At 40.4% G+C, this 16,096-nt stretch carries 17 protein-coding genes and 1 tRNA gene; 9 read left to right on the top strand and 9 right to left on the bottom strand.

The genetic code is table 11. The features are described from left to right. Positions 1–48 precede the first annotated feature (48 nt). Positions 49–408 carry a VOC family protein gene (locus ACNQO6_RS12110; RefSeq protein ID WP_440209106.1) on the bottom strand — a complete coding sequence of 120 codons (360 nt, stop codon included), beginning with the start codon at positions 406–408 and terminating at the stop codon, positions 49–51. 325 nt (positions 409–733) lie between these two features. Here ACNQO6_RS12110 and ACNQO6_RS12105 point away from each other — a divergent pair, with 325 nt between their 5' ends. From ACNQO6_RS12105 to ACNQO6_RS12090, 4 genes are all read left to right on the top strand, one after another. Further along, complete coding sequence (locus ACNQO6_RS12105) at positions 734–1,138, top strand: MCR_0457 family protein (protein WP_343579097.1); 405 nt, start codon at positions 734–736, stop codon at positions 1,136–1,138. A gap of 127 nt (positions 1,139–1,265) precedes the next feature. Next, positions 1,266–2,414: a D-alanyl-D-alanine carboxypeptidase PBP5/6 gene (dacC, locus tag ACNQO6_RS12100; RefSeq protein WP_005231398.1), complete on the top strand. Its 1,149-nt coding sequence runs from the start codon at positions 1,266–1,268 to the stop codon at positions 2,412–2,414. 91 nt (positions 2,415–2,505) lie between these two features. Next, positions 2,506–3,048, top strand: a complete 543-nt coding sequence (locus ACNQO6_RS12095) for a gamma carbonic anhydrase family protein (protein ID WP_032874148.1) — start codon at positions 2,506–2,508, stop codon at positions 3,046–3,048. Between the two features lie 64 nt (positions 3,049–3,112). Beyond that, entirely contained in the window at positions 3,113–3,868 is a 756-nt protein-coding gene (locus tag ACNQO6_RS12090; RefSeq protein ID WP_440209105.1) for a DUF4262 domain-containing protein, read from the top strand. A gap of 101 nt (positions 3,869–3,969) precedes the next feature. On the opposite strand, the gene ACNQO6_RS12085 is transcribed toward ACNQO6_RS12090, so the two are convergent. The 4 genes from ACNQO6_RS12085 to ACNQO6_RS12070 form a co-directional block, all read right to left on the bottom strand. After that, positions 3,970–4,266: an FmdB family zinc ribbon protein gene (locus tag ACNQO6_RS12085; RefSeq protein ID WP_079283286.1), complete on the bottom strand. Its 297-nt coding sequence runs from the start codon at positions 4,264–4,266 to the stop codon at positions 3,970–3,972. Positions 4,267–4,309: 43 nt separating this feature from the next. After that, positions 4,310–5,485, bottom strand: coding sequence for a formamidase (gene fmdA, locus ACNQO6_RS12080; RefSeq protein ID WP_440209104.1), 1,176 nt, complete (start codon positions 5,483–5,485; stop codon positions 4,310–4,312). Between the two features lie 240 nt (positions 5,486–5,725). Next, positions 5,726–6,439 carry a nucleotidyltransferase domain-containing protein gene (locus tag ACNQO6_RS12075; protein WP_440209103.1) on the bottom strand — a complete coding sequence of 238 codons (714 nt, stop codon included), beginning with the start codon at positions 6,437–6,439 and terminating at the stop codon, positions 5,726–5,728. Between the two features lie 86 nt (positions 6,440–6,525). After that, a complete protein-coding gene (locus ACNQO6_RS12070; protein ID WP_005243019.1) occupies positions 6,526–7,047 on the bottom strand; it encodes a hypothetical protein in 522 nt (173 codons plus the stop codon). Positions 7,048–7,220: 173 nt separating this feature from the next. Between ACNQO6_RS12070 and ACNQO6_RS12065 the strand changes: the two genes are divergently transcribed. Genes ACNQO6_RS12065 through purB form a run of 4 tightly spaced genes read left to right on the top strand, consistent with a single transcriptional unit; the run spans position 7,221 to position 11,039 of the window. Next, entirely contained in the window at positions 7,221–7,709 is a 489-nt protein-coding gene (locus ACNQO6_RS12065; protein ID WP_262763549.1) for an NUDIX hydrolase, read from the top strand. A gap of 4 nt (positions 7,710–7,713) precedes the next feature. Beyond that, positions 7,714–8,847 (top strand): tRNA 2-thiouridine(34) synthase MnmA, encoded by a 1,134-nt coding sequence (gene mnmA / locus ACNQO6_RS12060; RefSeq protein ID WP_005243021.1) that lies wholly within the window; start codon positions 7,714–7,716, stop codon positions 8,845–8,847. Positions 8,848–8,865: 18 nt separating this feature from the next. Next, a complete protein-coding gene (gene hflD / locus ACNQO6_RS12055; protein WP_005231407.1) occupies positions 8,866–9,597 on the top strand; it encodes a high frequency lysogenization protein HflD in 732 nt (243 codons plus the stop codon). Positions 9,598–9,650: 53 nt separating this feature from the next. After that, on the top strand, positions 9,651–11,039 hold the full coding sequence (gene purB, locus ACNQO6_RS12050) for an adenylosuccinate lyase (RefSeq protein WP_032874157.1): 1,389 nt from the start codon (positions 9,651–9,653) through the stop codon (positions 11,037–11,039). A gap of 84 nt (positions 11,040–11,123) precedes the next feature. On the opposite strand, the gene ACNQO6_RS12045 is transcribed toward purB, so the two are convergent. Beyond that, a complete protein-coding gene (locus ACNQO6_RS12045; RefSeq protein WP_436868831.1) occupies positions 11,124–12,575 on the bottom strand; it encodes an amino acid permease in 1,452 nt (483 codons plus the stop codon). 456 nt (positions 12,576–13,031) lie between these two features. Further along, positions 13,032–14,069: an arginine N-succinyltransferase gene (gene astA / locus ACNQO6_RS12040; protein WP_440209102.1), complete on the bottom strand. Its 1,038-nt coding sequence runs from the start codon at positions 14,067–14,069 to the stop codon at positions 13,032–13,034. A 501-nt stretch (positions 14,070–14,570) separates the two neighbouring features. On the opposite strand from astA, the gene ACNQO6_RS12035 reads away from it, so the two are divergent. After that, a complete protein-coding gene (locus ACNQO6_RS12035; RefSeq protein ID WP_262474793.1) occupies positions 14,571–15,161 on the top strand; it encodes a helix-turn-helix domain-containing protein in 591 nt (196 codons plus the stop codon). 70 nt (positions 15,162–15,231) lie between these two features. On the opposite strand, the gene ACNQO6_RS12030 is transcribed toward ACNQO6_RS12035, so the two are convergent. After that, positions 15,232–15,675: an acetyltransferase gene (locus ACNQO6_RS12030; protein ID WP_440209101.1), complete on the bottom strand. Its 444-nt coding sequence runs from the start codon at positions 15,673–15,675 to the stop codon at positions 15,232–15,234. Between the two features lie 330 nt (positions 15,676–16,005). Next, positions 16,006–16,079: transfer RNA gene (locus ACNQO6_RS12025), tRNA-Trp, on the bottom strand. Positions 16,080–16,096: the final 17 nt, after the last annotated feature.

The following is a 16,096-nucleotide window of genomic DNA, read 5'->3' as shown; positions in this document are numbered from 1 at the left end:
TCTTCCGTCTCATCATCCATACAAGCGGTGCTTATCTGATCAACACTATTACCATGCATCTGGCTCACGCACCATATGGATAATATTTGCAGGGCTAGTAATCCACCCTCCTTTAAAACCTTCGGGCAAAGGCTCAATTGCGTCACAACGCACCACCCCTGCTTCATTTAGATAATGAGCTGCCTCAGTAAAATCATCGGTAAAGAGCTCAAGCCAAAGTTCTGCCTGACTCATCTCTGGCACGGCGGCGATCCAGAGCTTGATTGGGCCCAATTCAAAACCGACATCAGGTTCTTTTTCTGTAATTTGTTTAAGACCAATCACATCACGATAAAATGCAATGGTTGCTTCATATTGATGAGGTGGAAGTTTGAGTGCGATATCAACGCCACCCTTGAATCGATTCATGCCCTTACTCCTTTCGGTTAATTTATTCTTTTCCTTTCCAGTTCTTTTTTAATTATCCTATTTTTTCAATCCCACGCATTGCTGGCTATTTTTTAATCTTGTTGATCTTAATCTCGGATGTCAAGTTAAGTTACGCTCCTCTACCAAGAGCTAAACCGCCCTATCCACGATAGAAAACGCCTTAGAAGTTGTAAGAAATTTAAGATTCTGAAAATTTAAACCCACACTTTCTCCACGTTTCCTACAGCAAACATACAATTTTTTACCTGCTTCTATGCTATAAGTTATTCAAATTCTTTAAGTCTTGTTCTGAGTTTGATTTCTTATGAAGAAAAATGTTTTTAAAACACTAGGTTTATCATTTCTCATCGCGTCTAGCGCTTTAGCTCCTACGGCATTTGCGGCAGATAAAAAATCTACAGATGCAGAAAAGATTGAAGTCACTCCAACTTCTGATAATGTCACCAAGCAAGAGCTCGCCGCGATCTATGTGCTTTCAGAAATTTGTCCAAGCTTAATTGGCAAAGATTTAAAATTTAACAAAGCCTATGACAATCTGGTTAAAGCTTATTTAAACAACGATGCCCATGCCGTTGAAACCTTAAATAAACGCGTAAAAGATAAAGATTTTAAAGAAGCTTTAAAAGAAGCGCGCAGTGATGCAAAAGCAGCCTCTGATAGTGATAATCGTCAAATTTGCGATGATGTTCGTAATTATTATTCCAAATAAGATGAACAATTAAGGTTCAGGTTACAATACTGTATGAAAAAGCCGATTTCCCCCGTAGAAGTCGGCTTTGCTTTATCCTAAAATGCTAGGCTCGTCTGCTTCATACAAGATATTGGAACCACCTAGAATGACTCACAAAAGCGCTCTTGCTGCATTATTACTTTTGCCAAGCTTTTCATATGCAGCAACTGTCCTATCCGCTCCACCAGAATTAAATAATAAATCCTATGTATTAATGGATTACGAGACCGGACAGATTCTCGCTGCCAAAAACGAAAATGAAAAACTGGCACCTGCTTCGATGACAAAAATGATGACAAGCTACATCATTGAGCAGAAACTTTTAAAGGGTGAATTGACTGAAAACGAACAGGTACGCATGAATGAATCTGCGTGGTGTCGTGGTAGCAGCTCTGAATCATGTATGTATGTTCCACTCAATGGCACTGCAACAGTTTTAGAAATGTTGCGTGGTATTATTATCCAGTCAGGAAACGATGCTTCTAAAGCAATGGCTGAACATATCGCGGGCAATGAAGGGACCTTTGCCCATATGATGAACCAGGAAGCAAAGCGTGTTGGTATGGTGAATACTCACTTTATCAACTCAACCGGTATGCCAGCTGAAGGTCATTATTCAACTGCCAAAGATATGGCCATCCTTGCCCAACACATCATTAAAGACAGTTCTAAATACTATCCGATTTATTCAGAAAAAGAATTTGCTTTTAATGGCATCAAACAAGGCAACCGTAATGCCCTGCTTTATACCGATCCAAGTGTAGATGGTTTAAAAACAGGTCATACCAATGAAGCGGGTTTCTGCTTGACCACGTCAAGTAAACGCGGCCCAATGCGTTTAATTTCAGTGATTTTCGGAACACCAAGCATGAATGAACGTGCCGATCAGACACGTACACTTTTAGCTTGGGGCTTTTCAAACTTTGAAACTGCTAATGTTCAACCAGCAAACCAGGTTCTTGCCAAGGCAAAAGTTTGGTTCGGTAAACAAGATGACGTTCAAATTGGCTTAGCAGAAAACTTCAATGTGACCATGCCAAAAGGCCAGGCAGACAAAATCAAAACTCAGCTTGTGGTTCAGCCTAAACTCAATGCACCTTTAGCTAAAGGCCAAGTGGTAGGTAAACTGGTTGCAAGTCTGGATGGTAAAGTGATTGCAGAAAAACCATTGGTCGCATTAAAACCAGTTGAAGAAGCTGGCTTCTTTGCACGTATGATTGACCATATCAAAATGTTCTTCAGTAACTTGTTCTAAATTTTAGAATCGTTAAATTAAGCATTCATGCCCTTGGGTATGAATGCTTTTTTATTTTATAATTCCCCTAAATTTTCAAGCGAACGCTGCTATGCAAAAGAATATTCGTCCCTATCTCGACCAGAAACCAGATGTTGATTCAAGTTGTTATATCGATGACATGTCGGTTGTTGTAGGTGATGTTAAACTCGCTGAAAATGTGTCGGTATGGCCTTTTGCCGTGATTCGTGGTGATGTAAATTCAATTCAGATTGGCAAAAACAGTAATGTACAGGATCATTGTATGTTACATGTCAGCCATAAAAACCAGTCTAAACCGAATGGTTCTCCACTGGTCATTGGAGAAGATGTAACGGTTGGGCATCATGTAACTTTACATGGCTGCACCATTGGTAATCGCGTCTTGATCGGGATTAATACCGTCGTGTTAGATGACGTCATCATTGAAGATGATGTAATGATCGGTGCCGGTAGTCTGGTGCCGCCACGTAAAGTATTAAAAAGCGGTTATCTCTATGTCGGCAGTCCTGTCCAACAAGTGCGTGCACTGACCGAAAAAGAAATGGAGTTTTTACCTTATTCGGCACGTCACTATGTGAAAGTGAAGGATAATTATAAGAATAGCGAAGCTTAACTTCGCTTTTTCCTCTTCCATCCTTTATACATAATTAAAAATAATAAACTTTTAGAGATATCTAATGAGTACTAATCATCCACATAATTGCCCCACTCCAGATAAACTCATGAATACAACTAAACTCAATATTGAGAAATATGGACTGCAAGTTGTAGGGATTAGTGCGACAGACTATTTACCTTCTTTTAGTTATAGTGTCGGTCTGTATGAAAGCTATCAGCATCCTGAAATTATATGCTTCGGCTTACCAACTGACTTAGCCCATTTGATTATCAATGATGTAGCGGATCTAATCAAAAACGGCGAAAAAATAAAATCTTATAATCCTTATGAAAATATCTTTAAAAATAGTCGTGCTGAGTTTTTACCAGTAGATTTTAGAAATATTGAAGATTATTTTGGTGCTGCTTTAAATTATTACCAACACAACAACTTTTCCGCTTTGCAATTAGTCTGGACAGATCGCAATGATAAATTTCCTTGGGAAGATGGGTTTGAGGAAAGATTTATCCATGATCAACCACTCTTAGACCGAAATGCTGATTTTAAATTTAGAGAAGCTAAAAATTTAGGCGTTTTTACGACTAGACAATGGTTAGAACATAACCAACCTATTTTAAGAGTTGTTCATGATAGTGATGGTGACTGGCAATTTTTAACAGGCGATCAAGAACAAGAAGATATTCGTTTTGTTGCTTTAGAACAAATGATATTAAGAGATCCAACTCTGAATGAGATGTTTGATCTGGACTACAATCAAGCTGCTGAAAGAAATTTCATCGGCGATGCATGGAAAAGATTAGATCTTGATGAATAATACGATCCCTAAAGACAGATTATCAAGCTTATATGCATGCCACTCTAGTACAATAAAATGTACAGAATGGCACATCAACCTTACTTTCAAAGCGAAGTCGCTCAAACCTCACATAAAGAACAATTCACACCTCGGCAATTATGTAGCACAGATGTCCGAGCACTTTTTTTATGGGTACCCGGTCCTTCAACCAAAGGGCCTGCAAGTTGCTCTGCACTTGATGATGGTCTCCATTTGTCTTTGACCGCTATCTTTTGGTGTCCCGTTATCATCGGCCTTAATAACATGGCATGCTGGCAATATGGGCAGGACGTATGATCTCTTGCAATACTGGCCATCGGGACATTCTTCTCAAAAATCCCTTCACAATGTTCACATCTAAAATCATATAGTGGCATCTTAAAATCCTTATTGAACGATTAACTCTACATTCCCCTAGAACTAACGATGTCCCCAGAACTTGTTTTCGTTTAAGGCGCCCTGCGGCAAAATATTTTTCTCAAAAATAGACGTTGGCAAAGAAATGGTACATGCACAGTTCGGAATATCCACAATACCACCGATACGCCCTTCAACAGGTGCAGCAGTCAGTAACATATACGCTTGGGATCCGGTGAATCCAAAATTCTCAAGATATTTAATCGCTTTTAAACAGGCCTGACGATAGGCAACCGTGGCATCCAAATAATGATTTACCCCGTTTTCAACACTAATCCCTTCAAAGGTTAACCACTGATCATAATTAGGTCTGACATTACTTGGGACAAATATAGGCGAATCAATATTATATTTTTGCATCCCCCCTTTGATCAGATCAAAACCAACACGCGTTACCCCATCCATTTCAATCGCACCACAGAATCCGATTTCTCCATCACCTTGTGAGAAATGTAGATCCCCCATCGAGAAACCAGCACCTTTCTGGTAGACAGGGAAATAAATACGACTGCCTGCTGCAAGATCTTTAATATCGGTATTCCCCCCATGTTCACGTGGGGGCACTGTACGTGCGGCCTCTACCGCCATCCGGTCAAACTCGGCACCGGTCACACCGCGTAACACAGCTGTTCTTGGATCAGGTGGATTTACCTGTCCTTTCGCGACCAATAATGCTTCCCTACGATTCCATTCTTTGAGCAGCTCATGCGAAGGAAGTGTCCCCATCAAACCTGGATGCTTTAAACCCGCAATACGAACACCTGGGATATGACGTGACGTTGCAAATAATCCTTTTAAATCCCAGATTGCCTTATCCGCTTCAGGAAAATAATCAGCTAAAAAACCACCGCCATTTTCTTTTGCAAAAACCCCAGAGAAACCAACGGCTGAAATCGGCTGAATATCGAGAAGATCAATCACCAGCAAATCCCCTGGCTCAGCGCCTTCCACATAAAATGGTCCTGTCAGGGGATGTGCTCGAGTAAGATCCACATTTTTAACATCGGAGACATCATCGGTATCTTTGATTTGAGCATCTAAAAAATCCAGGCTTTCAATGAGAATTTCTTCGCCTGGTCTTACCGATGTTAAAAATGGAATATCTGGATGCCAGCGATTATGACCAATCTCTGCTTGTTCTGCTAAAGGGACACCAGGTTTAATTTTAATATGCTGCATAATATTTTAACTCCGTGTGCTGTCTATCAATTTAATAAATTATCTGTTCTACTTCTAAATTATTGAAAGGCCATCACAACTATGACTTTTCTTGGCGGGGATTATTATTTTTACCTTGCGGTCAAAAAACACACTATCACAATCTGTTTTTTTGAATCAAATTATTTTCGATTGATACGATTTTAATCGGGTATAAATATTTTATTTATCAATGAGATGAACACACAAATCAATTCACAGTTAAAGTAAGCGGGCTTTAATCCAGCTATACAACTCTATGAATCGGTTCAAGGAATTCTCATCCATTAACACAGGGTTATCAAGTTCTTGTAGTAGGAAATAGAGATGTTGTTTCTGCTGAGGATAAGCCTGCATAGTTTGTTCAATTGTATCGTTTAAACTTAATGGCCATTCGCCAATCTCATTCAACGTTAAAGGCAACAACCGGATCACTCTTTTAATTAAAGATTTTTTTAAGTTGAGCAATTCAGCTTGAGGCTTATCCTTTATTTCCAATAACTCAAAATATGTGTGTATCTCCTCATCATAGCCCTGATTGATTGCTTGGATGACCTCTCTGTCAATCGTTATCTCTTGGAAAAAATGCGTTAAATCTCGCCCATAAATATTGGTACAAAAAAATTTAAGCCATGCTCCCCAACGCTTCTTATTTTTCTCATCCAAAACCTCTTTTAAATAACCGATATCCACATCGATCTTTGGAATATATGAATAACGAACAATAAGGCTTTGTTTAATTTCGGCGATTTTTAGATCCAGACTCTGAATATCATGTTTAAAAACCACACATATATCTAAATCAGATTGACCGATGACCGCATTACCTTTCGCGACACTGCCATAAACATAAAGGCTATCAAGCGCCGTTGCGAATTCTGCAGTAAAAACAGAAACAACATCTTTTAAAATTGACTGATATTCCTTTTGAATCATATCTCTGTCTCTTCGCAGGCATCTATTAAAAAGACCATCACACTCTATTTTGATTGAATACATACCTTGTTTTAGTATGAGTAACTTTAAGCATCGCCCCACCGCTCATCTAAAATCTTTAATTCATTAAAGGCTTGTTCAAATTGTGCAAACTGAAATGTTAACTCTGGCGTAGTTTTAGGGAACTCCCAAATAACTGAAGTCACTATATCCTGAAGATTTCCAAAGGCTTGTCCAAATCTAACCCATTTGACTTCTGTCGCCGTAACAACTTGTTCAACCACAACGACACTGCATATTAAATCGAGATCATCTGGACAGACGAGAAGTGGAACAACGGTTGAAATTGGTCCATATTTACAATAATTCGGCTTTAAGAGCGCCCAAGCATTACTTAATGCAAGCTCATCATTAAATTCGTAAAGCCATCCTTGAGCGGGAACCAGATTATCTGTTCGTTCAAAGATATTCGTATTCTCATTTATCCATAAATTCAAAGGGATATTGTCTATTGCAAGAATCGGAAAAGGCTTTAAATTATTGCTTGCGTCATGTATGCATCCATGAATTGGATGCTCTTGTAAAAAAATAGCTGAAACTGAATGCATATATTTATAAAAAAGGAACTTTATAAGATTTATATGAAACATTACTTGAATCATGCATGAATTTACAACAAAAACTTAACTTTGGTACATCTAAGAAAATTGCTCGACCACTTCAACTAGCCACCGCGTCTCAAATTTTGTAGAATACATTTTTTAAAACCATGGTGCTTTCTATGACCGCTTGGACACCTCATGTCACAGTCGCCGCTGTAGTCGAAAAAGACGGACGTTTTCTGTTTGTTGAAGAACACAGCGAAGGCTTTGTACATACCGTGTTTAATCAACCTGCAGGTCATGTTGAATGTGGTGAAACCATTGTGCAGGCAGCGATCCGTGAGACACTGGAAGAAACAGGCCATCACGTTGAAATCGATCATCTGCTTGGGATCTATACTTATACCCCGCCGATGTTTCCAGATCGTACCTACTACCGCTTTTGCTTTCTGGCGCATGTGACGTCAGTTGAAGAAAATGCACAACTTGATACAGGTATTGTTGCTGCAGTCTGGATGAATCTGGATGAACTACAAGAATCAGCACGTGCGCGCAGTCCACTGGTTTTAAAAGCTGTTGAAGATGCCCTTGCTGGCAAGAAATATCCTTTATCGCTTATTTATGAGCACCCTTTCTCTCCCTCATTAACTTCTCATTTGGACGCTTAATTAGATGCAACAACGTGTCATCGTCGGTATGTCTGGTGGTGTAGATTCCTCTGTTTCTGCCGCACTGTTACTTCAACAAGGATATCAGGTTGAAGGTCTTTTCATGAAAAACTGGGAAGAAGATGATGGTACGGAATACTGCACAGCACTTGAAGATCTGGCAGATGCTCAGGCCGTTGCAGATAAGATCGGCATCAAATTACATACTGCCAACTTTGCCATGGAATATTGGGATCGTGTCTTTGAGCACTTTCTGGCCGAATATGCTGCAGGTCGTACCCCTAATCCGGATATTCTCTGTAATAAAGAAATTAAATTCCGTGCTTTCCTCGACCATGCCATGACCTTGGGTGCAGACTTTATTGCCACAGGTCACTATGCACGCCGTGGTGCAAGCACACAAAACTCACGCGGCGAAACTTACGCACCCTTACTCCGTGGTGTCGATAACAATAAAGACCAGACTTATTTCTTACATGCGGTGCATGGTCGTGAAATTAACAAGACGCTATTCCCTGTTGGCGAAATCGAAAAACCGGAAGTTCGTCGTATCGCAGAACAACTGGATCTCGCGACTGCGAAGAAAAAAGACTCAACAGGTATCTGTTTTATTGGCGAACGTCGTTTTACCGATTTCTTAAAACAGTATTTACCTGCCCAAGCCGGAAAAATTGTTTTGGAATCAGGTAAAGAAGTTGGTGAACATCACGGCTTGATGTACTATACGCTGGGTCAACGTGGTGGTATCGGTATCGGTGGGATGAAAGGTGTACAAGAAGGTGCATGGTTCGTACTCCATAAAGATATTGCCAATAATCGACTGGTGATTGGACAAGGACATGAACATCCGTTGATGCAAAGCACACAGCTCTGGAGCGAAACGATTGACTGGGTGGCTGGCGAACAGGACATACCAAGTACCGGTTTCCGTTGCACAGCAAAAACCCGTTATCGTCAACCTGATCAGGCCTGTACAATTTACCGCGATGAACACACTGAAAATGGTGTGCGTGTTGAATTTGATGAACCGCAACGAGCTGTAACACCAGGGCAAAGTGTGGTGTTCTACTCAGGAGAGGTTTGCTTAGGCGGTGGTGTGATTCACCATACCAATGCACCTGAACCGGATTTTATTTAAGGAAATTGGAAGCGAAGCATGGTCGAGTTACCCTTTCAGCACACGCAAGCGTTGAATGTCAGACAAAACCGTGCTTTGGCATTGGCAGCGGTGTTCCAGGCAACCCAGCTGACACATATGACGGCGATGGCTGGACAGCAAAGTATTGGCGATAGTGGTAACTTTTATTTCGAACTACTCATCAAGGCCAGTCTGAATATTCGCCCGACGGCCAATAATGCCACGCAAACTCTCGATTTCTTTAATCAGCTGGCCGATATTTCTCTTGGCTTAAAAACATTAGAAGGCTGCATTACCCAGCCCTTTAATACGGCACCCAAATCCCGTGTTCCCAAAATGTCGACAGCTAAACTTCCAATGTCCTATGCAATGGCCTTATTGCAGCTGGAAAAGAAAGTCTACGGTAATCCTGAATACGTTAAAATCATTGAAACAGCCCAACAAAAAATCCTAAAACAACTCTCCTTTTTTGATAATAATTATTTGCATCCCAGCATTATTGCCAATCTCGCACAAACCTATGTCGAAACTGCAGGACAAATTAATCCTCGTATTTTAGTCCGTGGCAATGCCGAAGCCTTTAAAGATATTAATCATACTAACCGTATTCGAGCTTGCCTGTTTACAGGCTTACAGCTGGCCCATTTATGGAAACAATCCGGCGGCAGCTCGTGGAGTATGATCTTTAGTAAACGCAAGTTATTGCAAGATATTCAAGCTCTCGCTCGTTTGCAGTATCAGGTGGTATAGCCGATATGCCAACGATTTTATTTTTATGTTTATTCCAAAATTAAGGAATCTGTATGAATGCTTTAACCGCACTCTCGCCACTTGATGGACGTTACGCTAGCAAATGCGATGCCCTACGCCCTTTTTTGTCTGAGTTTGGTTTAATCCACGCTCGTGTCACGGTTGAAGTGCGTTGGTTACAAGCACTTGCGAATCGTGCAGAAATCATCGAAGTTGCGCCATTTTCAAATGAAACCAATGCCGCGCTCGATGCGATTGTTAGCAACTTCTCTGAAGAAGATGCTAACCGCATTAAAGAAATCGAACGCACCACCAACCATGATGTAAAAGCAGTTGAATACTTCCTTAAAGAAAAAATTGCCAACATTGATGAATTAAAAAATGCAGGCGAGTTTATTCACTTTGCATGCACATCAGAAGACATCAACAACCTGTCTCATGCATTAATGTTGAAAAACGGTCGTGAAGTTCTCGTGGCAAGCATGAAGCAGCTTCTTACTGCGATCTCGGCTTTGGCAACTACACATGCTGAACAACCAATGTTGTCTCGTACACACGGTCAAACAGCAAGCCCAACCACCTTGGGTAAAGAAATGGCAAACGTTGCTTACCGTTTAGCACGTCAAATCAAGCAATTTGAAAATGTTGAGTTACTTGGCAAAATCAATGGTGCAGTCGGCAACTATAACGCTCACCTCTCTGCTTACCCTGAAATTGACTGGGCTGCGCATGCACAAGCATTTGTTGAGTCTTTAGGCTTGGCATTTAACCCATACACCACGCAAATCGAGCCACATGACTATATGGCTGAATTGTTTGATGCATTACGTCGCTTTAATACGATTCTGATCGACTTTAACCGTGACGTTTGGGGTTATATCTCTCTCGGTTACTTCAAACAAAAGTTAAAAGATGGCGAAGTAGGTTCTTCAACCATGCCACATAAAGTCAACCCAATTGACTTTGAAAACTCTGAAGGTAACTTGGGTATTGCCAATGCGGTATTGGGTCATCTTGGTGAAAAACTTCCTGTTTCTCGCTGGCAGCGCGACTTAACCGACTCAACCGTATTACGTAATATGGGTGTTGGTTTTGCACAAAGCCTGATTGCTTTTGATGCTTGCTTAAAAGGTGTAGGTAAACTTGAACTCAATGCTGCACGTTTAAATGAAGATTTAGACCAAGCACAAGAAGTTCTTGCAGAACCAATTCAAACCGTAATGCGCCGCTATAACGTTGAAAAGCCATACGAGAAATTAAAAGCCCTGACTCGTGGTCAAGCCATGACACGTGACATGATGGTTAACTTCGTGAAAGGTGATGAACTTGCTCAAGTTCCAGAAGATGAACGTACTCGCCTTGCTGAGCTTACGCCTGCAACCTACACAGGTAATGCGGCTGAACAAGCAAAACAGATCAACGATTTGATCAGCAAAATCTAAAAAATGGATGTCATAAAAAGCAGAGCCTCGGCTCTGCTTTTTTTTAAAACGGGGTCAGATTTTATCGCAACTGCGCAACCCTGCTTACACATAGTCCATAGGTCTGGCTTTTAGCAGATCCAGCTCCAGCATCTTTTTCTTTTTACGACGATAGGCAATAAACAGGCCCAAAAACCAGATGGGTGAAACTGCCAAGGCAATCAAGGTATCATGATCCAAGGCCAGAATAACGATGGTAAACACTAAAAATGACATGGTAAACCAAGCCATAAACAGGCCACCAGGCATTTTAAACTTAGACTGCTGGTGCAACTCAGGAAACTTCTTACGATAGCAAATATAAGAAAGAATAATCAGTATAAAGGTAAAGACACATAAGATTGAGGTCAGCGCTGAAATGATGGTAAACGCTGTCATGACATTCGGCACAATAAATAAAATCGAAGTACCAATGGTGACGCAAGTCATAGAGAAAACCAAACCGCGAATCGGCACTTTTCTTTTCGATAACTTACTAAAGCTTTTAGGCGCATCATTATCCAAAGACAAACCATAGAGCATACGACTGGTCGCAAAAATACCGCTATTGGCAGAAGAAAGCGCCGAAGTTGCCACCACAAAATTGACCAGACCCGCTGCAATCGGTAAGCCAATTAGTGAGAACATCTCAACAAATGGACTTTTTTCTGGTGAAATTTTTGCCCAAGAAGTGACCGCGATAATACAGACCAATGCACCAACATAAAACAACAGGATACGAAACGGAATAGAGTTAATGGCTTTAGGCAGTGATTTATGCGGATCTTTGGTTTCAGCGGCTGTGGTGCCGACCAGCTCAATCCCGACAAAGGCGAAGATTGCGATCTGGAAGCCAGCCAAAAAGCCGGTAAGGCCATACGGAAACATCGATTCAGTTTCAAATACATGACTCATCGATGCTTTGACACCACTTGGAGAAGTAAAGCCTGTACTAATCAGATATATCCCTGCAAGGATAAACAGGATAATGGCAGAAACCTTGATGAGAGAGAACCAGAACTCCAGCTCGCCAAACATTCGAACCGCAACAAAGTTCAAAATCGTCAAAATCGCCAGCGAGGTAAATGCAGGAATCCAGACCGGCACATCGGGGTACCAGAACTGCATATACCCCCCAATCACGATCACATCTGCAATGGCGGTAATAATCCAGTTACCCCAATACGACCAGCCCAGAAAAAAGCCAGCCCAGGGACCGATATAAGCGGTTGCAAAATCGGCAAAGGTTTTAAAATTGGTATTGGCCAGCAACAGTTCACCCATTGCCCGCATTACAAAGAAAAAGAAAAAGCCGATAATTAAATAAGTTAAAACAATGGAAGTACCCGAAACACTTAAGGTTTTTCCAGAACCCATAAATAAACCGGTACCAATTGCACCACCAATCGCAATCATCTGAATATGACGATTGGTCAAAGAACGCTGTAACTTTTCCTCATCCTGCGGGTTCCCGGGCAGGTCTTCATCCTGAAGTTGCTTTTCTTTATTTTGACTCATGTAATCCTTACTCCAACTTACAACAACCGTTATAAGCACTTGATAAAAATAAAATATTTTCACACTGCTTTAATATAAAAATTCCATTTCGTTCAATTAAATTATTTTAAAATGAATGTATTAAGTCGTACTCACCTCACCAATCATCCTTTTCCATGTATGTGTTATCAGTGCACTAAAATCTATTGTTATTCGCCCAAAGTCCTTTAGGCGCAAGCATCATATCCTATTCCCTTGTCACTTGAAGGTGAACGCACATCTTCCTGCTCAATTTACAAGCAATTAAACGTGAAATATATTTAATTATAAGGAGATTTTTTTATGTAAAAAATCGTTATAAGCCTTTACTGTCCAGAACTTAAAATTTCATCTCTACAGATTAATCTCATAAAAAATGCAATATAAATCAAATAAAATTCACGCTTAAAGATGCTGCAGCATGCGAAAAGTCATGCTTTAATGCTTATGATGAACATTGATATTTAATACCCGAACCGAGTCACTATTTTTGACATGCAGCTGACGGGCCTGCTCTTCGGTCAATTTCACCAGATCATGATGTGGAGAGTTATAAATCAGGATTGCGCGATAATTTTCATAATCATCATTAGCAACGATGTACGGCTCATCATCTCCCGAAACCGGATCAGATGATCCAATCTGTGCCTGCACCACATGACTTTCCTTAATCGCTCTTAAATTTTCGATATCAGCCTGTAAGGTTGCACCACCATCAAAGATATCGACATAACCCTTATAACGCAGCCCCTCTTCAATCAGGAGGTTATACGCAGGAACAGTATTCGGATGCACGGCACCAATCACGGCTTTGGCCTCATCAGGCAACATATCGACATAAAGTGGATGTCGCGGCATCAATTCTGCAATAAATGCTTTTTTGCCAGTCCCACTGAGATAATCCGCTTTGGCAAAGTCCATATCAAAGAATCTATGACCGACTGCATCCCAAAACGGAGAACGACCATTTTCATCTGAAAAACCGCGCATTTCGGCAACAATGGTTTCTTCAAAATATTGCCTAAAGGCGGATAGAAATAAAAAGCGGACTTTGGACAGAAACTTGCCATTTTTATTTAAGCGATAATCAGGATCGAGGAATAAAGTACAGAGCTCACTACAGTTGGTATGGTTATTACTGAGATACAAGGTCGGCAGTGCTTTATACACATTCAAAGGCTCGGAGGAGTGAACTTGCGTACCGACATGGAAATTATACCAAGGCTCTTTTAAACCAAGTGCCACCTCAATACCACAAACACCGACCACTTTATCCAGTTCGGTATCTTCCAGTACAAATAAATAGCCCTGCTCCGATTTATCTAATTTGCCCTGTACTGTTTTTACGGCCCGATCAATACGGGCAGCCAGCATTTCCATATCAGGTTGTAAGGAGGTTAAACCAAAGCCTGCTTTTTGTGCTAACCGATAAAGATCGTGAATATCTTTCTGCTCAATATAACGGATAATCATCATGCGATTTGGTCCTTATTTTGAGAACGACCTTGATGATCTCCTCGAATCACCTCAGCCCAATGACGCTGTCCTTGCTGAACCATGCACAATACCAACATTTCTTATTCCTTAATTATTAAATTTTCCCTAGTCAGATCAATTTTCTGCTGAGCTGACTTTCATTATGCAAGTCTTTTTTGACCACTTTCATCAACCTGAAACCAAAGTTAAATAGCATCATGAAACACATATTCAGATTGATAAGTCTATTATTCAAAAACTAATTGCCATACAAAATTTAAAATTAAGCAAAAAAAGATCTGTTTTTTAGCAATTTATTCATTGACAGTGACAATATGAAAAATTTTTATCATTAGAAAGCTATATCAAAGACCCTGAGCTAAACATCATTAAATCGATTAACTAAAAATTTCGATCAAGAGCATTAATATCGGGATTGCACACAATATCCAAGTCATTTCTATCGCATAATATGCCGATTAGAAATTAAAGGTTCTTATGATGGTTGAAAAAGCTGACAGTCAAATACTTGACACTGAAATCGCTCGTTTACTGCTTAAGCAAAGAAAAAGTAAGGGATGGACGGTTGCTGAATTAGCACAATATTCAGGTGTCAGCCAAGCCATGATCAGCAAGGTTGAGCGCGGGGCTTCCAGTCCCAGTGCAGCCATCCTCAGCCGTTTGGCCAGTGCCTTGGGTATTACCCTATCCAAATTGTTTGCAGAAGCTGAACTCAGCCAAAATACACAGGTATTGGTCTCTAAAAAATCGCAACAACACTATTGGACAGACACACAATTAGGACTTACCCGCTGGTCAATCTCGCCCGCAGGCGCAAATCCGGAAATGATTAAAGTCGAAGTTCCACCAGCAGGACAATTCAGCATTCCTGCAAGCGCATACCAGCACCTGAATGGTCAAACCATTTGGGTATTAAGTGGACAACTTGATATTCAAGTTGATACACAACGCTTTCACCTGGAAACTGGAGATTGCATCGCTCTCACTCAACCTGCAGATTGCCAATTAACCAATCCTGATAATCAACAACCTTGTGTTTATATGGTGAGTTTTAGCCAGAAACAGAGTTAGCAATGAATGGTCAAAACCAGCTTTTCCCCCATTCAGCTAATCCAATATCAATAATTTAATAAAAATAGCATTAAGCCTTGGGTTTAATCGCAAGATGCAATAATGGATAGGCTCGGCCTTGACTATCAAGTTCTGAGCGTCCTGTTACCTGAAAACCGAGATATTGATAAAACCCAATTGCCTGCTGGTTCTGCTCATTCACATCAATGGTGAGATTAGGATAGAGCGTTAAAGCATGGGACACCAAAAACTTTCCAACGCCTTGTCCACGGGCTGTGGCATCAATGAACAATGCTTCCATATGCCCTTCATGCAAGAACATAAAGCCCAGCGGTTGATCATCCGGATTTACAGCAACCCATACTGGTGTCTCCGAAAAAAAGCCAATCACCTCTTTTTCGATTTCAAGACGATCTTCAGGCTTAAGAAACTGGTGAGTTGCATCGACAGAACTTTTCCAGATTGTAACCACCTTAACGCCCTCATCTGGACGCGACATACGAATGTCTAACATTTTATATCTTTTCACATTAACTTAAAAACTGGGCAAAAAATTCTTCGAGAATGAATAACCCACCATGAATTTAATTTACTATAGTGAATAAATAATTACAATAGTAATAAAAATAAAGTCTTTTTATCCATTCATTCTAATTCATTGGGAAATCGTCATTTTAAATTTTTCAAATCCACAAAATCTGCTGACAGTACTGGTCGAATTGCCTGCATTTCAATTTGAATGCAAGATTTATAAAAGATAATACACTTTTTAAAAGAGATGAGATAAAGACATATCTCAGACAATAAAAAAGCCCTTGTTTTCACAGGGGCTTTTTTATTTATTTGGCAGAGGATCAAGGACTCGAACCTTGACGAACGGTTTTGGAGACCGTCATGCTACCATTACACCAATCCTCTATAACTGCATGGTTATT

The sequence above is a fragment of the Acinetobacter calcoaceticus genome (assembly GCF_051947995.1).
Lineage (GTDB): Bacteria > Pseudomonadota > Gammaproteobacteria > Pseudomonadales > Moraxellaceae > Acinetobacter.
The sequence above is the reverse complement of the archived record's forward strand: the minus strand, read 5'-3'. Positions and strand labels throughout refer to the sequence as shown.